The 19,778-nt window shown below is 48.3% G+C and carries 18 protein-coding genes and 1 tRNA gene; 2 read left to right on the plus strand and 17 right to left on the minus strand.

Features of this window, described 5'->3' with window-relative positions; translation table 11 throughout:
• Positions 1-68: 68 nt before the first annotated feature.
• From J3369_RS13005 to dapB, 5 genes are all read right to left on the minus strand, one after another.
• Complete coding sequence (locus J3369_RS13005) at positions 69-1,073, minus strand: alpha/beta hydrolase (protein WP_349587518.1); 1,005 nt, start codon at positions 1,071-1,073, stop codon at positions 69-71.
• Between the two features lie 98 nt (positions 1,074-1,171).
• Positions 1,172-1,648 (minus strand): transcription elongation factor GreA, encoded by a 477-nt coding sequence (greA, locus tag J3369_RS13010; protein WP_119501775.1) that lies wholly within the window; start codon positions 1,646-1,648, stop codon positions 1,172-1,174.
• A 126-nt stretch (positions 1,649-1,774) separates the two neighbouring features.
• A complete protein-coding gene (carB, locus tag J3369_RS13015) occupies positions 1,775-4,996 on the minus strand; it encodes a carbamoyl-phosphate synthase large subunit (RefSeq protein ID WP_349587521.1) in 3,222 nt (1,073 codons plus the stop codon).
• 13 nt (positions 4,997-5,009) lie between these two features.
• Entirely contained in the window at positions 5,010-6,140 is a 1,131-nt protein-coding gene (gene carA, locus J3369_RS13020; protein ID WP_349587667.1) for a glutamine-hydrolyzing carbamoyl-phosphate synthase small subunit, read from the minus strand.
• A 280-nt stretch (positions 6,141-6,420) separates the two neighbouring features.
• A complete protein-coding gene (gene dapB / locus J3369_RS13025) occupies positions 6,421-7,221 on the minus strand; it encodes a 4-hydroxy-tetrahydrodipicolinate reductase (RefSeq protein ID WP_349587524.1) in 801 nt (266 codons plus the stop codon).
• A 214-nt stretch (positions 7,222-7,435) separates the two neighbouring features.
• Here dapB and J3369_RS13030 point away from each other — a divergent pair, with 214 nt between their 5' ends.
• Entirely contained in the window at positions 7,436-8,116 is a 681-nt protein-coding gene (locus J3369_RS13030) for a cytochrome b/b6 domain-containing protein (RefSeq protein ID WP_349587527.1), read from the plus strand.
• A 98-nt stretch (positions 8,117-8,214) separates the two neighbouring features.
• On the opposite strand, the gene J3369_RS13035 is transcribed toward J3369_RS13030, so the two are convergent.
• The 8 genes from J3369_RS13035 to J3369_RS13070 form a co-directional block, all read right to left on the minus strand.
• Complete coding sequence (locus J3369_RS13035) at positions 8,215-10,104, minus strand: propionyl-CoA synthetase (protein WP_349587529.1); 1,890 nt, start codon at positions 10,102-10,104, stop codon at positions 8,215-8,217.
• A gap of 140 nt (positions 10,105-10,244) precedes the next feature.
• Positions 10,245-12,788 carry a putative bifunctional diguanylate cyclase/phosphodiesterase gene (locus J3369_RS13040; protein ID WP_349587532.1) on the minus strand — a complete coding sequence of 848 codons (2,544 nt, stop codon included), beginning with the start codon at positions 12,786-12,788 and terminating at the stop codon, positions 10,245-10,247.
• A gap of 204 nt (positions 12,789-12,992) precedes the next feature.
• A complete protein-coding gene (locus J3369_RS13045) occupies positions 12,993-13,475 on the minus strand; it encodes a c-type cytochrome (protein ID WP_349587535.1) in 483 nt (160 codons plus the stop codon).
• A 223-nt stretch (positions 13,476-13,698) separates the two neighbouring features.
• Positions 13,699-14,319: a LysE family translocator gene (locus J3369_RS13050; RefSeq protein ID WP_349587538.1), complete on the minus strand. Its 621-nt coding sequence runs from the start codon at positions 14,317-14,319 to the stop codon at positions 13,699-13,701.
• A 50-nt stretch (positions 14,320-14,369) separates the two neighbouring features.
• Positions 14,370-14,795 carry a GNAT family N-acetyltransferase gene (locus J3369_RS13055; protein ID WP_349587541.1) on the minus strand — a complete coding sequence of 142 codons (426 nt, stop codon included), beginning with the start codon at positions 14,793-14,795 and terminating at the stop codon, positions 14,370-14,372.
• A 13-nt stretch (positions 14,796-14,808) separates the two neighbouring features.
• Entirely contained in the window at positions 14,809-15,048 is a 240-nt protein-coding gene (locus J3369_RS13060) for a helix-hairpin-helix domain-containing protein (RefSeq protein ID WP_349587544.1), read from the minus strand.
• 155 nt (positions 15,049-15,203) lie between these two features.
• Entirely contained in the window at positions 15,204-15,740 is a 537-nt protein-coding gene (locus J3369_RS13065; RefSeq protein ID WP_349587547.1) for a DinB family protein, read from the minus strand.
• Positions 15,741-15,793: 53 nt separating this feature from the next.
• Positions 15,794-16,111: a hypothetical protein gene (locus J3369_RS13070; RefSeq protein WP_303575597.1), complete on the minus strand. Its 318-nt coding sequence runs from the start codon at positions 16,109-16,111 to the stop codon at positions 15,794-15,796.
• A 265-nt stretch (positions 16,112-16,376) separates the two neighbouring features.
• Between J3369_RS13070 and J3369_RS13075 the strand changes: the two genes are divergently transcribed.
• On the plus strand, positions 16,377-16,910 hold the full coding sequence (locus tag J3369_RS13075) for a YraN family protein (protein ID WP_349587549.1): 534 nt from the start codon (positions 16,377-16,379) through the stop codon (positions 16,908-16,910).
• Between the two features lie 66 nt (positions 16,911-16,976).
• On the opposite strand, the gene J3369_RS13080 is transcribed toward J3369_RS13075, so the two are convergent.
• The 4 genes from J3369_RS13080 to J3369_RS13095 all read right to left on the minus strand — a co-directional run bounded on the left by J3369_RS13080 (position 16,977) and on the right by J3369_RS13095 (position 19,696).
• Positions 16,977-17,053, minus strand: a tRNA-Pro gene (locus tag J3369_RS13080).
• A 110-nt stretch (positions 17,054-17,163) separates the two neighbouring features.
• A complete protein-coding gene (locus J3369_RS13085; RefSeq protein WP_349587552.1) occupies positions 17,164-18,534 on the minus strand; it encodes an SLC13 family permease in 1,371 nt (456 codons plus the stop codon).
• Between the two features lie 65 nt (positions 18,535-18,599).
• Positions 18,600-19,190 (minus strand): dCTP deaminase, encoded by a 591-nt coding sequence (dcd, locus tag J3369_RS13090; RefSeq protein ID WP_119501791.1) that lies wholly within the window; start codon positions 19,188-19,190, stop codon positions 18,600-18,602.
• Positions 19,191-19,522: 332 nt separating this feature from the next.
• A complete protein-coding gene (locus J3369_RS13095) occupies positions 19,523-19,696 on the minus strand; it encodes a hypothetical protein (RefSeq protein ID WP_303575601.1) in 174 nt (57 codons plus the stop codon).
• Positions 19,697-19,778 lie beyond the last annotated feature (82 nt).

The following is a 19,778-nucleotide window of genomic DNA, read 5'->3' on the forward strand; positions in this document are numbered from 1 at the left end:
TTTAAATGAAGAAAAGACGACAAGTGCAGGCAGGGAAAGCCTGCACAGAAAGAGAATAAACGACAGTTTTACTGAGCAGTGCGTGCAGCAGACAGCGCAGGCCGGTGATTACCCGCATGCTCCAGCCAGTTCATCAACACCTGATGCTCGGTATCGCTGATCCCGATGACTGACATGTGCGTTTCGTCATCATTTACGATTCGGGTAACGTTTGACAGTTTTGACCAGCCGTTGACACGGCGAATGTTACTGACGAGATCCTGATCTGAACCGTAGGTGAGAATAGGCAAATTCAGCGCAGGTAAATCTGCAAACATATCTGTCTGCTCAACAGAGAGCCCTGCCCGTTTCAGCGCCAGTTCTGCGCCGGCACGAATAGAAGAATCTGGTACCAGTTTGCTTAAACGGGGTTTAAACGTATGGGCAACACCAATAGTAGCGCGGTCAAACCGGTCCATAGGTGCCAGTAATACCAGCCCGGCCACTGACTCCAGCTTTCTGGCTGTTTTCACCGCAGCTAAAGCGCCCATGGAGTGACCAACAAGATAAACAGGCTCTTCAGTGATATCCACGGTGTGGTCGATAAACTCGGCAAGTAAGTCTGCATCACGCACACCAAAACCCAGTGGCGCAGAGGACTCGCCCTGCCCCATCAAATCAGGTTCAATGACGCGGAATCCCAATGCCTGAAAATAGAAGCCGGTACTCATCCAGCTTTCTTTTTTCGCACCGTAACCGTGAAGTAAAACAACGGTGCCGGAAAACTGCCCGACATCACGGGGAGCAATTGTCACTTCTTTCAAAAAGCTGAACTGATTACCAAAATCCCGCGATACGGTAAAAGACATACTGGGAAGCTGACGGGTAACAGCACCGCCATCTTTATAAGGAATACAATAGGATGAGCGCTCACTACACCACTGCTTCTCAACCACGCCCCATTGGGCATACATCTGGTCCAGTGTGGCCTGTTCGTAGTGAATTAATTGCGCGGGTGATTCGATGCGCTCTGCTACCATCCGTGAGCAGCCACTGAGTAAGATCAGGACTAAAAGTAATAATGAATGTTTCACGAACGGTACCGTACTACACATCAATTGCCGTTGCGGCTTTATCCGCTGAGGGCGTTGGTTAGAGGAAGCGGAAAGCCAGAGACTTTCCGCCATCAATATCAGATATATTCCACTTCGGTAATTTCAAACTCGACAGTGCCTGCCGGTGTCTGGATATTTACCACATCATCCAGTTCTTTACCGATAAGACCACGGGCGATAGGAGAATTCACTGAAATCAGATTATTTTTGATATCAGCTTCATCATCACCCACGATGCGGTAAGTGGTTTCAGCATCAGTTTCCAGATTCATAATGGTAACTGTAGTACCAAAAATGACCTTACCGGTATTATCCATTTTGGTAACATCGATGATTTGCGCGTTAGATAACTTTCCTTCGATGTCCTGAATACGACCTTCACAGAAACTTTGCTCTTCACGCGCAGCATGATACTCGGCATTCTCTTTCAGGTCGCCGTGCTCACGTGCTTCGGCAATAGAAGCGATAATACGCGGGCGGGTCACTGTTTTTAATTCATTTAATTCTTTGCGCAATAACTCTGCGCCACGAGCGGTCATCGGATACTGACTCATGGTGTTTCTCACTTATTTTGACTGGTCTGCCGACCTTTTGATCGCTGAGTTAAAAAAAGTGCGCCAACCGGCGCACTTTTCTAAAATATTGATTGCGCAGAATAGCGCAATTTCACACAACTGTCATCAGGCATTAATACGGGCATGCAGTTCCTGCACTGATGAAACCTTGTTACGGTCATCGGCAGATTTTGCACGAATCGTAGCGAATGCTGCATTCATTGTTGTGGTGTAAGTGATTTTATTCACTAACGCTTCACGTCGAATGTATACAGAATCGGTGATTGCCTGGCGGCCTTCCGTGGTGTTGATGATATAGCTGTATTCACCATTTTTAATTGAATCAACGATGTTAGGACGTCCTTCAGACACCTTATTTACTACAGTACATTCAACACCTGCATCAATCAGGCTCTTCGCAGTACCGCTGGTCGCTTCAATCTTAAAGCCGGCTTCGATCATTGCTTTTGCAAGGTCGACAACACGGGCTTTGTCATTGTTACGTACAGAAAGTAACGCTTTGCCTTCTCTTGGCAGCGGCGCACTGGCACCCAGGTTGGCTTTAGCATACGCTTCTTCGAAGGTATCACCCACACCCATAACCTCACCGGTAGAGCGCATTTCAGGGCCTAACAGCGGGTCAACACCCTGAAACTTAGCAAATGGCAGTACCACTTCTTTCACAGAATAGAAAGGCGGAATGATTTCTTCCGTCACACCCTGAGACTGCAGTGACTGACCGGCCATACAGCGGGCAGCAACCTTCGCCAGCGGTACACCCGTTGCTTTAGATACGAAAGGTACGGTACGGGCAGCACGGGGGTTCACTTCAATCAGGTAAACTTCGCCGTCTTTGATAGCAAACTGTGTATTCATCAGACCCACAACACCCAATTCTAACGCCATATCACGAACCTGCTTACGCATGGTGTCCTGAATATCTTTTGGCAGAGAGTGTGAAGGTAATGAACAGGCTGAGTCACCAGAGTGAACACCGGCTTGTTCGATGTGCTCCATGATGCCGCCGATAACCACTTCTGTGCCGTCACAGATAGCGTCGATGTCGACTTCAATCGCGTCGTCGAGGAAACGGTCCAGCAGTACAGGGGCGTCGTTAGACACTTTAACCGCTTCGTTCAGGTAACGTTTCAGATCTTTCAGGTCGTACACGATTTCCATCGCACGGCCACCCAGAACATATGAAGGACGAACTACCAGCGGGAAGCCGATTTCTTCTGCACGGGCCAGAGCCTGTTCAATGTTGGTAACCGTTGCGTTAGCCGGCTGCTTAAGACCCAGCTTGTTCACCATGTGCTGGAAGCGCTCACGGTCTTCTGCACGGTCAATGGCTTCCGGAGACGTACCGATAATAGGTACACCGTTCGCTTCAAGAGCACGGGCCAGTTTCAGTGGTGTCTGACCACCGTACTGAACAATCACACCTTTGGGCTGCTCTTTTGCAACGATTTCCAGTACGTCTTCTAATGTTACCGGTTCGAAGTACAGACGGTCTGACGTGTCGTAGTCGGTAGAAACCGTTTCAGGGTTACAGTTAACCATGATGGTCTCGTAGCCGTCTTCACGCAGAGACAGAGCAGCGTGCACACAGCAGTAATCGAATTCGATACCCTGACCGATACGGTTAGGACCACCGCCCAGTACCATGATTTTATCTTTATCCGTTGGTGCAGCTTCACATTCTTCGTCGTATGTGGAGTACATGTACGCGGTGCTGGTTGAGAATTCAGCAGCACAGGTATCAACACGCTTGTACACTGGCGATATGCCAAAACCACGGCGGATATCACGGATATCGCTTTCAGCAACGTTAGTCAGTTCCGCCAGACGGGCGTCTGAGAAACCTTTACGCTTCAGTGCGCGGGTGAAATCTTCAGTCAGTGCGCTAACGCCCTGCTCTGCTACCTGGTTTTCCAGTTTAATCAGTTCTTCAAGCTGTACCAGATACCAGCGGTCAACGTTGGTGTAAGAGAACACGTCGTCAACGCTCATACCCATACGGAACGCATCACCGATGTACCAGATACGCTCTGCGCCGGGATTCTGAAGTTCATACTTAAGCTTGCTCATGGCTTCGTCGTCTTCTGGATCCAAAATTGGATTCAGGCCCGTTGCGCCCACTTCCAAACCGCGAAGTGCTTTCTGCAAGGATTCCTGCTGGTTACGACCAATCGCCATGACCTCACCTACAGATTTCATCTGTGTGGTCAGACGGTCGTTAGCACCGGCAAATTTCTCGAAGTTAAAGCGAGGAATTTTAGTCACAACGTAGTCGATTGACGGTTCGAACGACGCCGGCGTCAAGCCGCCAGTGATGTCGTTGGCCAATTCGTCGAGGGTATAACCGATAGCCAGTTTGGCAGCCACTTTCGCAATCGGGAAACCGGTAGCTTTCGAGGCCAGTGCTGACGAACGGGATACGCGCGGGTTCATTTCGATGATGACCATACGACCAGTTTTCGGATCCACACCGAACTGTACGTTTGAACCACCGGTTTCTACGCCGATTTCACGCAGTACGGCCATGGCCGCGTTACGCATGATCTGGAATTCTTTGTCGGTCAGCGTTTGTGCCGGTGCAACGGTGATAGAGTCACCGGTGTGAACACCCATGGCATCGAAGTTTTCGATAGTACAAACGATAATGCAGTTATCGTTTTTATCGCGAACCACTTCCATCTCGTACTCTTTCCAGCCAATCAGCGACTCATCAATAAGCAGCTCGTTGGTAGGAGAAAGGTCAAGACCGCGGGTACAGATTTCATTGAACTCGTCAATGTTGTATGCGATACCACCACCGGAGCCACCCATGGTGAACGACGGACGGATGATACAAGGGAAACCGATGCGGCTGAGTACATCGTGGGCCTGCTCCATAGTGTGAGCAATTTCCGCACGGGGACATTCCAGACCGATAGACTTCATCGCTTTATCAAAGCGCTCACGGTCTTCCGCTTTATCGATAGCGTCAGCCGTTGCACCAATCAGTTCAACGTTGAACTCTTTCAGTACGCCTTCACGCTCAAGATCCAGCGCACAGTTCAGTGCAGTCTGGCCGCCCATGGTAGGCAGTACCACATCAGGACGTTCTTTTTCGATGATTTTGCGTACCACTTCCCAGTGAATCGGCTCGATGTAGGTTGCATCAGCCATTTCAGGGTCAGTCATGATAGTCGCAGGGTTAGAGTTTACCAGAATGACGCGGTAACCCTCTTCGCGCAGTGCCTTACAGGCTTGTGCGCCGGAATAGTCAAATTCACAGGCCTGGCCGATAACGATAGGGCCGGCACCCAGAATCAGAATACTTTTTATGTCAGTACGTTTTGGCATTGTCGGCTAGTTCCTACTGTTTTGATTGTTCAATAAGGTCGATGAAATGATCAAACAGATCAGCCGCTTCGTGCGGACCCGGGCTCGCTTCAGGGTGGCCCTGGAAGCTGAACGCAGGTTTGTCGGTACGGTGAATACCCTGCAACGACTTATCGAACAATGAAATATGAGTAACTTCTAAGTTATCCGGCAACGTAGATTCATCAACAGCAAAACCGTGGTTCTGGCTGGTGATCATCACTGTACCTTTCTTTAGGTCTTTCACCGGGTGGTTAGCACCGTGGTGACCAAACTTCATTTTGACCGTCTTAGCACCGCTGGCCAGAGCCAGTAACTGGTGACCCAGACAAATACCGAATACCGGAATGTCTTTTTCAAGAATGGTTTTAATCGCTTCAATGGCGTAGTCACACGGCTCAGGGTCGCCGGGGCCATTTGATAAAAACACACCATCCGGATTCAGAGCCAGTACGTCAGCAGCAGGCGTTTGCGCCGGCACCAGTGTCACTTTACAGCCACGGTCAGCCAACATACGTAAGATGTTATTCTTCACGCCGTAGTCGTATGCAACAACATGGTATTTCGCTTCCGCAGGCGTTACATAACCTTCACCCAGCACCCACGTGCCTTCGGTCCAGGTTTTCACTTCCTTAGTGCTAACTACTTTGGCCAAGTCCATGCCTTTTAAGCCCGGGAACCCCTTAGCAGCGTCTAATGCTTTGGCTTCATCTAAATCGTCACCGCAGATGATACAACCGTTCTGCGCACCCTTGTCACGAAGGATACGGGTTAAACGACGGGTATCGATATCCGCAATACCTACTACGCCTTTGGCTTCGAGGTATTCAGATAATGTTTGTTCGTTTCGAAAATTACTGGCTACGAGGGGAAGGTCACGAATGATTAGACCTTTAGACCAGATTTTGTCTGCTTCGACGTCTTCAGAATTGGTACCGGTATTACCGATATGGGGGTAAGTAAGTGTAATGATTTGTTCAGCGTATGACGGGTCGGTGATGATTTCCTGATAGCCTGTCATGGAAGTATTAAAAACAACTTCCCCAACGGCAGAACCAGTGGCACCAATTGCCGTACCTTTAAAAACTGAACCATCCTCTAACACCAAAAGGGCAGAATTAGCCAAGTCAACCTCCAGATTAAGGATAACCGACGGTTTATTCAGTGGCATGAATAAACCCCACAAAAAACGGGAGGTAACAATAATTTTACTTCCCGTTTACGATACTTTGCAGCTAATAAAACGCGACCCGGACAGGCCGGAACGCTAAATTTTGGCAAATTCCAAGTATTATATAGGAGTAATCAGCAAAGGTCTAATTCAAATTTAGAAAAATATGAAAAACACCTCATTAACTGATTTTTTAGCGTCTAACCTTGGAAAAGCCTATTTATCTGATGAATAATTACGCCAGACCAATGACATCATTCATGCCATAACGTCCATTTTGCTTACCCGACAGCCACAAAGCCGCATGTACAGCGCCTTTGGCGAAGGTTAAACGACTGGATGCCTTGTGTGTAATTTCCAGACGCTCGCCCAGATCAGCAAACAACGCGGTGTGTTCTCCCACAATATCACCGGCCCTTACGGTGGCAAAACCGATAGTTTTATGTTCACGGGGCGGTTCTTTCCCTTCACGACCGTAAACAGCACATTCTTGTAAGTTTCGGCCTAAAGTATCCGCAATCGCTTCACCGATGGCCATAGCCGTGCCTGATGGTGCATCCTGCTTAAAGCGGTGATGTGCTTCGAGGATCTCAATATCTGCTGTATTGCCCAGTGCTTTAGCCGCCTGCTTCACCAGCGACAGCATGACGTTTACGCCCACGCTGTAATTCGCTGCGAAAACCAGCGGGATTACTTTTGCTGCTTCGTCCAGCGCCTTTAGCTGGTCTTGCGACAAACCTGTGGTACCAATGACAACCGGCTTTTTGTGCTCTGTACACCAGGCCAGATTGCTGTCGAACGCGGCCGGTAAGGTAAAATCAATCACCACATCAACATCGTCAGGGTTCAGTGATGAAATCGCACTGCAGGCAATGCGCTGCGTACCGATCCCGGCGAGTTCGCCAACATCGATGCCTACCCACGGTGAGTCATCACGGACCGTGGCAACAGATAAATCTGCATCGTCATTTTCACGTAATGCTTCAATCAGCACACGTCCCATACGCCCGTTGGCGCCTAAAATAGCTACTTTCATATCAGGATATTCTCAGTCTGTTTTCCGGCATTTTGCCTGAGCGCGGACGATTTTCAAATGCTCACAGGTAATTAGCGTAGAATATGGTATAACCATCTGCAGTCATGCCATTTCAATTTACCCGCAGAAAATCTGCATTTACACTGTGTTGCATCAATATAAAACCGTACTTTATCCGCTACGATAATCGTGCTTCTGCAGAAAAGGATTCAACATGGAAAAAAAGCTGATCTGGGATATTCCTACCCGACTGTTTCACTGGTTGCTCGTTTTCTCCCTGGCCGGGCAATATGTCACCGCTGAACTGATGGACAACGTCATGCAATGGCACTTCTATCTCGGCTACTTTACGCTCGGGCTGATTATTTTCCGGCTCATCTGGGGGATTGCCGGTTCGGATTACGCGAAGTTCAGCCAGTTTATTTATGGTCCCCGGGCTGTATTACGTTATGCCGGCACCTTATTTAAGCGGGCCTCAGAAGCACACGCAGGTCACAACCCGCTGGGTGGCTGGGTTGTTATCATCATGCTGTCACTGGTTGCCGTGCAGGCAGTAAGCGGATTATTCATGACTGACGATATTTTCCTTGATGGCCCCTGGCGCGCCGCAGTAGAAGACTCAACGCTGAAAACTATGAGTTATTTACACAATAACGTATTCAATATTTTACTGGTGGTCATTGCCCTTCATATTGCAGCGATTGGTTTCTATGCCGTGTATAAAAAGCAAAAACTGGCACCGGCCATGGTGCACGGAAAGAAAAGTACCAATGAAGCCGGGATCCCGTCATCACGCCTGCTGGCTGCTGTTGTTGTTGCGCTTATCAGTGCCGGCATTGTGTACTACGTAGTAGAAATCGCGCCGCCTGAAGTAGAAGAAGAATATTACTACTGATCTTTAACTTGGCTCAGCTTCACAGCCAGATGTTACAAAGCCGCCTTCACAGGCGGCTTTGTTGTTTTATCTCTCATGCATTAAGCGCCACAGCAGCACTATGATTTGACCAGACCCTGCTTCTGCATTATTTCCTGTATTTCCGGCACACTGGCCGGGTCATCAATGGTAGACGGCACTGCCACCTCATGGTTTGCGGCAATCTGACGTAACAGCTTACGTAAAATTTTGCCCGAACGGGTTTTAGGTAACCGGGGCACCACCACCGCACGATGAAAACAGGCCAGCGGACCGATTTCCTTTCGGATCATCGCCACCAGCTCATGTTGCAGGGTGTCTTCGTCAATATCCACACCATCTTTGAGCAGCACTAACCCCACCGGCACCTGCCCTTTTAAACTGTCATGAACGCCTATCACACTGCATTCTGCCACTGCCTGATGCGCCGCCACGATTTCTTCCATTTCACCGGTAGATAAACGGTGACCGGCCACATTAATCACATCATCAGTGCGCCCCATAATAAAAAAATACCCGTCGTCATCTTTAAAACCGCCGTCACCTGAGGTGTAATAATCCGGATAAGCTTCCAGATAGGCATGTTTGAACCGTTCACAATCACCCCAGATAGTCGGCAGACAACCCGGCGGCATCGGCAGCTTTATCGCAATTGCGCCCTGCTCTCCCGCCGGTAAAGGTTTACCGGTGTGATCCAGCACTTGCACATTAAAGCCGGGCATCGGAACGGTTGAGGAACCCGGTTTTACCGGTAAGTCTTCAAGTCCTGCGGGATTAGCACAAATTGCCCATCCGGTTTCAGTTTGCCACCAGTGATCGATCACCGGTTTGCCGGTTTTATCAACGGTCCAGAGATAGGTGGGCGGGTCGAGCCGTTCCCCGGCCATGAAAATCGTCTTCAGTGAACTGATGTCATATTTTCCGACTAACTTTGCATCAGGATCTTCTTTGCGAATTGCGCGGAACGCTGTCGGGGCAGCAAACAGCGCCTTAATTTTATATTCTTCCGTCATGCGCCAGAACGCGCCTGCATCGGGCGTTTTTACCGGTTTCCCTTCATACACAACCGTAGTACATCCATGCAAAAGCGGTCCGTAAACGATATAGGAATGTCCGACTACCCAGCCAACATCCGATGCCGCCCAGAACACCTCCCCCGGTGCCATATTGTATATAGCCTGCATGGAATATTTCAGCGCGACAGCATGACCACCGTTATCCCGCACAACCCCTTTTGGTTTACCCGTGGTGCCCGAGGTATAAAGAATATAGAGAGGATCCGTTGCCTGCACCACGGTACAGGGTGCCGGTGTGGCTGTTGCCATTGCGGTATCCCAGTCTGTGTCGTCTGCGCTGAGTTCTGCCATTTGCTCTGGACGCTGAAACACAATGACTGAATCCGGTTTGTGCGCCGACAGACTGATTGCCTCGTCGACCAGCGGCTTGTAGGGGATCACTTTCGTCACCTCAATGCCGCAGGAGGCCGTCACCAGCACCTTAGGTGATGCATCTTCAATGCGCACAGCCAGCTCATGGGGGGCGAAGCCGCCGAAAACCACAGAATGAACAGCGCCGAGTCGTGCCGATGCCAGCATGGCAATGACAGCCTGCGGGATCATCGGCATGTAGATAACAACCCTGTCGCCCTTCTCCACGCCTTTACCGGCAAGCACGGAAGCGAATTTTGCGACTTCTTCATGCAACTTGCAGTAGGTATACGTCGCTTTCTTTCCCGTAACCGGTGAATCATAGATAAGCGCAGGCTGGTCGCCCCTGCCGTTTTCAACATGATAATCCAGCGCCATGTAGCAGGTATTCATTTCACCGTCAGCAAACCAGCGATAAATGTCGTTGTCGTCTTTCGACAAAATGGTTTCAGGAAAACGGGACCAGGGCAGCGCCTGCGCTTTTTCTTTCCAGAATGCTTCCGGTGATTCAATTGCCCTCTGATATTCTGTGGTGTACGACATAACGGCCTCGCGAATGTTGTTCCGGTACAATTAATGTAACCATTAATGAAAACTTTTAACTTGATTTACATTAATATAAAAACAACAAAAAGCCGCATAAGACTTGAGTCGCAAATTTTTGCCTTGTGCTGACAGAGAAATCAGTTCACAAGGCGGGCAATTTTTCCTTTTGCGCAGGTAAGAAGCAGGTTACGCCAGGTTTCTTCTTCCACCGGTTTGGAGAGGTAAAAACCCTGGAAGATATCGCAGCCCCGGCGAGTGAGGTACTGGATCTGAATTTCGTTCTCGATGCCTTCAGCTACCGTTCTCACGCCCATGGCACTGGCCATTTCAATGATGGTATTCACTATCGGCACGTCATCACTTTCAAAATTAATTTCATCCACAAAGTAACGGTCGATTTTCAATTCAGTAATGGGCAGTTCTTTAAGGTAACTCAGGCTGGAATAGCCGGTTCCAAAGTCGTCAATGGAGAAAGCAAAGCCGAGTTGTGACAGCCTTTCGATACGTTTACGTACCAGATCAATGGAGGTAACCAGCGTGGTTTCCGTGATTTCCAGCACCAGTTGCTCAGGGTTAATTTGCCACTCTGAAATCGTTTCCAGCAGCCGGTCAGAAAAATCAGCACGGGCAATATGTCTGCCACTGATATTCACAGAAAGGGTCGTTTCCAGTCCCTGAGATTTCATTTCTGACAGCAGGCGACAGGCTTCGTTTATTACCCAGTACCCGATATCCACCACGGCATCACTTTCCTCAGCAATGGGGATGAATTCACCGGGACTGATGAAGCCCAGCCGTTTCTCATTCCAGCGCAGCAGTGCTTCAGAAGATAAAATACGACCATGTTTGTCGTACTGGGGTTGCAGCACTAAATAGAATTCGTTGTATTCCAGAGCATGAGCGAAACTCTGACTGATGTAATTGTGTCTGTCGTAGGCATTAAATTCGTTGCGCTCCAGGGTGACACGGCCGCCCGGTCCCTGCTTCTTGGCCTGTCTCGTACCGAAATCCAGAATGCCGGTAATTTTCTCATAGCTGGCATCCTGCGCGTGAACATAGGTCGATGCCAGCGAGGTTGATACCAGTTGTGAATGACCATGAAGGGTAAATTCTTTGCCCAGCTCACTGTGCACGCCCCACTCGATTGAATCAATCAGATCCATCGTGGCAGCATCTTTTGACTCATCAAAGGGTTCTTTAAACAGAATATAAAATTTATCCCCCAGACCGCTGTATACCTGAAAGCGGGAGGAAACGGCTTTTTTGATGCGTCCGGCGAAAATTCGCAAAATGTAATCACCGGTCTCTTTGCCGAACGACAAATTAAACTGGGCAAAATTATCGATATCCAGCATACAACAGTACATTTGCCGTTTAGTGGTTTTCGCGGCGATGATCAGCCGGCGCAAATCCTTTTCAAAGGATTTGATATTGGGCAGATGGGTAACTTCGTCAAAAAAGGCGATTTGATAGATACTGTCCACCGCCTGTTTACGCTCGGTAATATCGCGGATAACACAGACAAACTGCGACTGACTCACCTGCTCAACTTCAGACACCGACACTTCAATCGGAAAGGTTTTGCCCTGACGGTGCTTCGCCGACAACTCTTTACCAAAAATAGCGCCGAGTCCCGGCCGCAAGTGCTGACGGACAAACTCAATCTGCTCATCATCAGGCGGCCCCGGCAATAAATAGGAAATGTCTTCTCCGATAACCTGCTCAGGCTCGTAACCAAACAGAATTTCAACGGTCTGATTGGCAGTAATTATGGTGCCCAGCTCATCCACGGTCAGTACTGCATCATTCATGCTGTCCAGAATCGTGTTTAAATATTCGATGTAATTCTGTTCTGTTTCCGACAGGCGCTTGTGCTCAGTAATGTCCTGAACGGAGCCGAAAATCTTCACGATTTCACCGTTCTGCTTTCTGGCCTTGCCAGACAATTTTACCCAGCGTTTGTGTTTTTTGCGGGTGATCACAGGCAGTTCAAACTGATAACTCACTCCGGAGGCCAGTAGCATCTGTATGGCTTTAATCAGCTTTCGTCTGGCTTCAGAGGGAAAACAGGAAAGAATACGGTAAAGGGTAACGCGGGTATCTCTGGCGAAATCGAACAGCCGGTAGGTTTCATTAGTCCAGTGTATTTGCTGGGTTTGTACATCGTAATCCCAGCCGCCGGTAGACGACATCTCGGAGACTTCATCAAACAGCGACAGTCTGTCGTGAAGTAACTTCAGGCTGCCCTCACGGTGCAATGATGCCGATTCGGCAATCAACCCCACACGCTCACCACTAAGCTCCAGAAAGGCCATATCGTAGTCTGATGCTTTCTGGTGCGGAAAATAACCGGCGACAAAAAGTGCAATGTCGTCGTGTTTAACAACCTGAACGGCCAGTGAGAAAAATGCTTTTGTCGTTTTGTCTTTAAAGCTTACGGGCAAACACGGAGAGGCGCTGGTTTGTTCCAGTACACAAGCGGCTGGTAATGACGCGGTGTCATTCATTTGCCAGAAAAGAATTTTACCCTGTAAGGATGCTGCATGCTCCTGCTCTGCCACTGTGGCAACAATAATACAGGCGTTCTCTGCGGCGGTATTCTGAATAAGCGAATTCAGGACATCCGAAATCCGGGAACGTCCTTCATGACTTATTTCATCCGTTAACCACGACTCACCCATATACCGGCATTCCTCTCATGAATCACTAAAAATCTTTCCTGCGGAGATCACCCCCCTTAAGCATAGGAAAAGAACCATTTTTCTACAAACAGAGGTTTGTAAATTGCGATATCATGCCGGAATACGACGTTTAAAAACGCGAATGGCCGCTATAAGCGGCCATTAAATGAACATTACGGATAATCCGTACCGTTTTTTTATTGATTAGTCAGCCTTGTAATCGTCGTGGCAAGACTTGCAGGTACCGCCTACTTTACCGATTGCCTGAGCGAATTTGCTTTCGTCACCTGCCGCAGCAACAGTCTGTAAATTAGCAGCAGCAGACTTCAGCGCGCTGATCTTGCCTTCAAAATCAGACCAGTTTTCCCAGATCTCATCTTTTGCTTCGGTGTCTACATCAAACTTGCGGGTATCAACCTTTACGTAATCTGCCATCATGTCAGCCAGTTGTTCCAGACGCATAGCGTTGGTCTCAATAACTTCCTGATTAAACGGGATAGCGCCTTTCGCCATGCCGCCCAAAGGACCCATGTTGCTGGCTACCAGTGTGTAGAGCGCATGTCTGTACTTGGTTGCCGCTTTCGCGTGCTTTTCGTTCATTGCAGCTTCCTGAGCCAGAACGCTGCCGGTTGTCAGGCTTGTAACCACGACTGCTGCCATCAGGCCGGTCTTGAGCAGTTGCTTCATTCTTTTCTCCATTAAGATACGGTAAATGTGGTGTGTGATAGTTTACGCATCCGTCCCTGCGGACAAGCTTACCTTACCCCTGATCCGGTTGCAGTTTCCAGGGTCATATCATGTTATTTGTTGCACTAAATCTATATTCGCGCAAGGTTATGTACGACAAGCGCATTAAATACGGAGTTGAACGAATTTTATTCACCCCGGTAACGGGACGACGCCACTTTTTTTAGCGTTGCTCACTGAACGCCAGTTTCAGCCCTAGCGCAGCAAAACTGGTGGCAAAGAATTTCTGTATGAAAACACTCACCTTCTCAGACTTTAAAACCCGGGCGCTGAATAAACCGGATAACCCACCGTAAACCAGAAAAACAGCAAAGGTCATAAGCATAAACACGGAGCCGTGAAGTAACATACTGGCGGCAATGGTACTGTCGCTCCCGGAGATAAATTGAGGCAGAAATGCCAGAAAGAAAATAGACAATTTCGGATTCAGGATATTCAGCAAAAATCCTTTTATCATGAAGCTTACATACCCTGCCTCACCCTGCGCTTCACCGGACACCGCCAGTGGCCCGGACGAGCGCCACATTTGCCAGGCCAGATACAACAGATAAGCACAACCGGCATATTTCACTACCGAAAAAGCTACCGCACTGGTATGGAAAATAGCGGCCAGACCGAAACTACTGGCCAGCAGCGCAGGAATAATCCCCAGCGTGCATCCCAGCGCAGCAAAGAAACTCGCCCTTTTTCCATGGCAAAGGCCCGTTGCTACGGTGTACAACACACCCGTGCCCGGCATCAGCACCACGACCAGAGACGTTAATAAAAATCCGGCTGACAGCATTGTTCTCTCCTTTTCCTTCAGGTTTCTGAATGGGTAGATGTTTTCAGATCTTAATCCGTAATAAAACGGCTCATTCCGTGTCCCAGCGGCTCACCGTTTCGCTCAATGAAGCCGTATTTGGTGTAAAAGCCTTCTTTTCCCTTTGCTGCTAACAGGCCCGCTGTTGAGCCTGCCGGGCAATGTTCTGCAATGTAACCGTTTATTGATTCCATTATCCGGGCTCCGAGCCCGAGTTCCTGAAAATCAGGATGCAAGATGACATCCTGAAGGTAAAAGTACATCGCCCCGTCACCAATCAGACGCCCGCAGCCAATTAGCGTTTCCTCTGAATACAAACAAACCCAGAACAATGAATTATCAATACTCTTCTGAATGACTTCCATCGCCGGGTTGTTCCACCCTGCAGTCTCCCGCAAGTCAGCAAATGCTTTTGCTTCAGGCGGCCGGGTGGTTAAAGTGATGTCTGATACTGGCATGCTTTCACACCGTTCAGTTGCTGATTTCTTTTCTTGCCTGTTGGATAGCGGCATCCACCGCCTCCACCGCTTTAGTATACGTCCAGCATTTCGATTGCAGCATGGAAGATACCAGTGCGACGACTTCTGAAGCATTGTGGCTGGCGAGTTTTTCAAAGGAATCCAGCCCGACTTCCTCAAAGCGCTTCAGCACTGTTGGGCCTACGCCTTTTACTGCAAGTAAACGACTTTTTTCTTCTTCCGTGAATGGCATTTTCCTTGTTCCTTCATCTGTGAATTTGATTAATCGCGCTCTGCTTCAAGTTACCAGTTTCCGGTTCTGAACGCATCTGGCAATTCATTCAGATTAACTGTGCAGACCATGGGGTTTATCAGATATCTTTTTGCGGATGCCGGTAAATAATCCTATTAAATTTCTTCTTTGATCAGCGCAAGTAAATCGGTAACCCCAACATCCTCACCCGCCTGCGATAACAAAGTAGATACCTGACCACGGTGATGGGTTTGATGATTAAAGAAATGAAGAAGCAGACTCGCAAACCGCTTGTTAGTAGCAATGCCTTTTGTGTTCCGATAGCTGAGCACAAAATCCAGATCGTCAGCCGTCAAAGCACCAGTCCATTTGATTATCTGTTCGTCCAGCCAATACCTGCGTTCAGACAATGCCTCAAAGTCGTCATAGAGAATGTGATCAAGGCTTGCCGGTTTCGGAAGGTCAGCAATGTCCCGCAGCAAAGACTCACAGGATGGGTGTGTGGCAAATCGTTTCAGCCAGATAATGTCCGCGACAACAATATGATTAAGCGTGCCCAGCACAGATCTGAAAAAAGCACCGCGATCTGCCGTTAAATCTTCCCGGCTCAGACGCCCGGCAGATTCATAAACCTTTAAATTCATCCACTGATTATATTCTGCCAGTAAGCAGAAATGACTTTCCAGACTCATGAAACAAACCTTACACGAATTTGGCCGCGAAACATTGCACTATCAGGCGGCGATTACTTTAAAGACATCTTGTGTTCCCAACTTACCACAGCAGCACAGAAACCTGAGAAAACAAAAGCCAGTACAGAAATAAAAATTGCCGCAACGCCTCCGAAAGCCATGCCATAACTTTCATGAGTGACAACTACTCGGAGACCACTGCCGTCGTCCTCCAGAGGAAGTGGTGCAGACAGGTTCATAACAATATTAAAAACAATCAGCGCTACGCCCAATACAAACACGGCCGCAGCAGCCAGCGCAATAAACCTTGCTGAGTAAAGCAAAATACGCAGATTCCGTGTTTCTATTTTTGAGTTTGGTAATAGGTTCAAAAGACGTCCTGTCGTGAGTTTATTACTTAGGGAAAGCTAACAAATTGTGCATCTTCGCTGCCAGAAAACCGATAATAGTGGTTCTCAATAATCTCAATTTACATCTTTTCCACCATTTGCCAATAGTGCGCATACAGGGATGCAAGAAATCCCTGACGTTAAACATGCGACAATAAGAAGTGTTTAACTTCAAACCGTTTCATAGTCGACTCGAGCATCGCATGATACCTTAAGTTTGAAAGAACTGGTTTTAAAGTGAGTAAATATGAAAGGTTTAGGTAGTAGGCTCAGGAGTGGCACTTTAACCATTGAGCCTGATTTTGCTCGTATAAAAATTGTTTCCGATTCACAGGAGGATTTTGTTTATTTCTATGAAATGAAAGAGTCCGACTGGGGTTTCGTTTACGAGAAGTATGTCGCTCAAGTTTTAACTAACGAAGGGTACGATGTTTTAGCGCAAGGGTTGGAAAAAGGTTTTTGTGATTGCGGAATTGATTTAATCGCAAAAAAATCAAGAAACTCAATATTCATCCAATGCAAGTTTACGGCAAAATCGAAACTGAGCCACAGAAAGATTGAGTCTATTTTATACAAAGCTTCGTCATTTCTGACGAAGATGTATGAGGGTGACAAATTAGAATTCTGGCTGGTAGTGCCATCACTGGAAAAAGCATTTTCCTCAAAGAAGTCGCCGCTGGGAAGAAATACGTATCCTGTTGCTGATTATTTTCTGTCAAAGAATACGATGCAATCCAAAGTTCGTTTATCTATAAGAGAGATTGAGATGGTTAGGGATTAGTTTGCGTATGCCCTGGTGATGACGATTCTCAAGGATTTGGGATATCACTAAAAGCGAGGAAGGAATTGGTCGGTGTGAGAGGATTTGAACCTCCGACCCCTGACACCCCATGACAGTGCGCTACCAAGCTGCGCCACACACCGACCGAAAGAGCCGACAAGTCTACTTATTTTTCTTCACTTTGCAACGACAAATATGCGCTGTGATGACTGAACGTCTAAATGATGAGCAAATCCCTGCCAGGACTACGGTTTTAGCTCTGTAATGTGAGGTAACACACCACGGTGACGACACTGGCGACGATCACATTCAGCACCATCCCTTCCCTCGCCATGGTTTTAATATCGAATTTTCCGCTGGCATAGGCGATAGCATTTGGTGCTGTGGCAACGGGCAGCATGAAAGCACAACTGGCACTGATGGCGGCAGGGATCATCAGCAATTTGGGATCGACGCCCACGGCGGTGCCGGCTGCCGCAAGTATGGGCATAAGCAATGTAGCTGTGGCGGTGTTGGAAGTAATTTCTGTCAGGAATGTTACGAACAGGCAGATGGAAAACACCAACAGCAATACAGGTAAGGTAGACAGGCCTGTCAGCCATTCCCCCATAAGCAGGCTTAACCCTGAGGCTTTAAACGCTTTGGCGATGCAGATACCGCCGGCAAACAACAGCAGCATGCCCCAGGGGATATCATTGGCAGTGGGCCAGTCTAGCAACTTGTCATTGTCCGGCTTGCCACTGTTAACCATAAACATGGCAACCACGCCGGCTACAGCGATGGTGCTGTCACTGACGGTGGTGATCCCCAGCCAGCCTGTCCAGAACGGCCTGAAAATCCAGGCCATTGCCACTGTGCCGAATATCGCCAGTACCCGTTTTTCAGCGGTGGTCCAGGCACCGGGCTGCGGTAAATCAATGTTACCGATGCTGCCCAGGCCGCGTCCGAGCCACATGGCCATAGCCGGAATTGCCAGCAGCACAATGGGTACACCGGTTTTCATCCATTCAATGAAATTATACTCACTGCCCTGCGTTTCTTCATACACGCTCATAAAGATAATATTCGGCGGCGTGCCGATGGGCGTACCGACACCGCCAAGGCTGGCTGCGTATGCAATACCAAGGATAAGAACAATACCGAAGCGAGAGTGTTTGGTTGCGTTTATGATGGCCATTGCCATTGGCAGCATCATCAGCACGGTAGCGGTGTTGCTGATCCACATACTCAAAACGGCGGTGGTCAGCATGAAGCCTAAAATCAGTTTCATGCCGCTGCCTGTACCGGTAAGCCGCAGCATATAAATCGCGAACCGCTTATGCAGATTCGCTTTTTCCAGACCCTTCGACAGCATAAATGCAGCCATCAGCAAAATGATGACATGGCTGCCAAGAGAAGATGCTGCTTCGGCGTGGCTGATTACGCCGGCGAGCGGAAAAAGCGCAAAAGGAATGAGTGACGTAGCCGGAATAGGCAACGCTTCGGTTACCCATAATATGGCAACAAAAGCGGTGATTGCAGTTGTGGACGCAATGTCAGCGGGCTGGCCGGCGAAATGCAGACCAAAGCCTGAAAGCAACGCAACCAGCGCGGCAATGAAAAGGGTGAGACTGCTTTTTATCATTACCGGGCTCCGTTTCTTTTTAAGACGAAAACTGACAGAGTATTCGGGATTAAACTACGAAAGGCTTATTTATCGTCATCAGATGTAATTCGGCTGGCAACAGCACCGGCCTGCCCTTTGTATTTGGCATCTGCACGGGCGTTATACGGCTTTTCTGCCGCCTGAGACAACACTTCAAAACTCAGCGCGCCAATCTTCATCATCGGACGCAACGCCAGAGGTAACTTACCACTGTTGTAAAACTCAAGCACGATATTACCGGACCAGCCGGGATCAATGCGGTGCGCAGTCACATGCACCATCAGGCCAAGTCTTGCCAGTGAAGAACGTCCGTCCAGCCAGCCGACAATATTGTCCGGCAAGGTTACCGACTCATGAGTAATGGCAAGGGCAAGTTCACCCGGATGCAGAAAGAATGCCTTGCCTTCAGGCAGCTCAATTTCATCACTCATTACAGAGTTAAGGGCTTCCTGAACTTCGGCTTTAGGCCCGCTCAGATCGATGTAAGGTGCCTGATGGTCTTCAAAAACGCGGAATTTATTCCCCAGGCGCATATCCACCGTCACACCGCTGATTTGCTCATACCCGGGTGTAGGGTCGATTTTAATTTTGCCTTTCTGAAGATAATCGTAAATATCACGATCGCATAAACGCATAACACATGTCCTGAGGAGGGAAAGAAAACAGCGCGTATTATGCGACTTTGCTTAAAGCCGCACAACCCGCCTTAATCACCGTTTTTCTCAGGCGATGCTAATAATGCTTCTTCTATGATCTGAATTTTTTTAAGGCAAGCGTGCAGTAAGGTACTCATTAACGCAAAGCTTCCCATCATCAGATATAAGGAAAACATTTCAGTGTCACTGTTTTGGGTATAGATGAACAGCACTACGACAATGAAAATTATATATGTAATCTTAAATAAATTAAGCATGCTCAAAGTGTCTTCTCCTTGAAAGAAAGCGCCTGCTTCGCAGGCGACTTTTAATCAGGGTAATGCATAATGCCCGATCACGAGCATCGCACCGCCCACGGCTAATCCGAATATTGCCGTGGCTGGTCCACCGGCAAATCCAAAACCGATGACGGCAAGACCACCGTTATCCCAATCTAACCGGCCACCATTAACCATTGTTAACTCATCTGAATTCAGCTCTTGCATAAATATTCCTTTTTATTTATTGCGAATCATTTCGCTCATATATCTTCACACTTCAATAAATTTCAACAAGTGTCTGGAAGTA

Origin of the sequence: Alteromonas sp. NFXS44, assembly GCF_040148705.1 — a bacterium.
Lineage (GTDB): Bacteria > Pseudomonadota > Gammaproteobacteria > Enterobacterales > Alteromonadaceae > Alteromonas.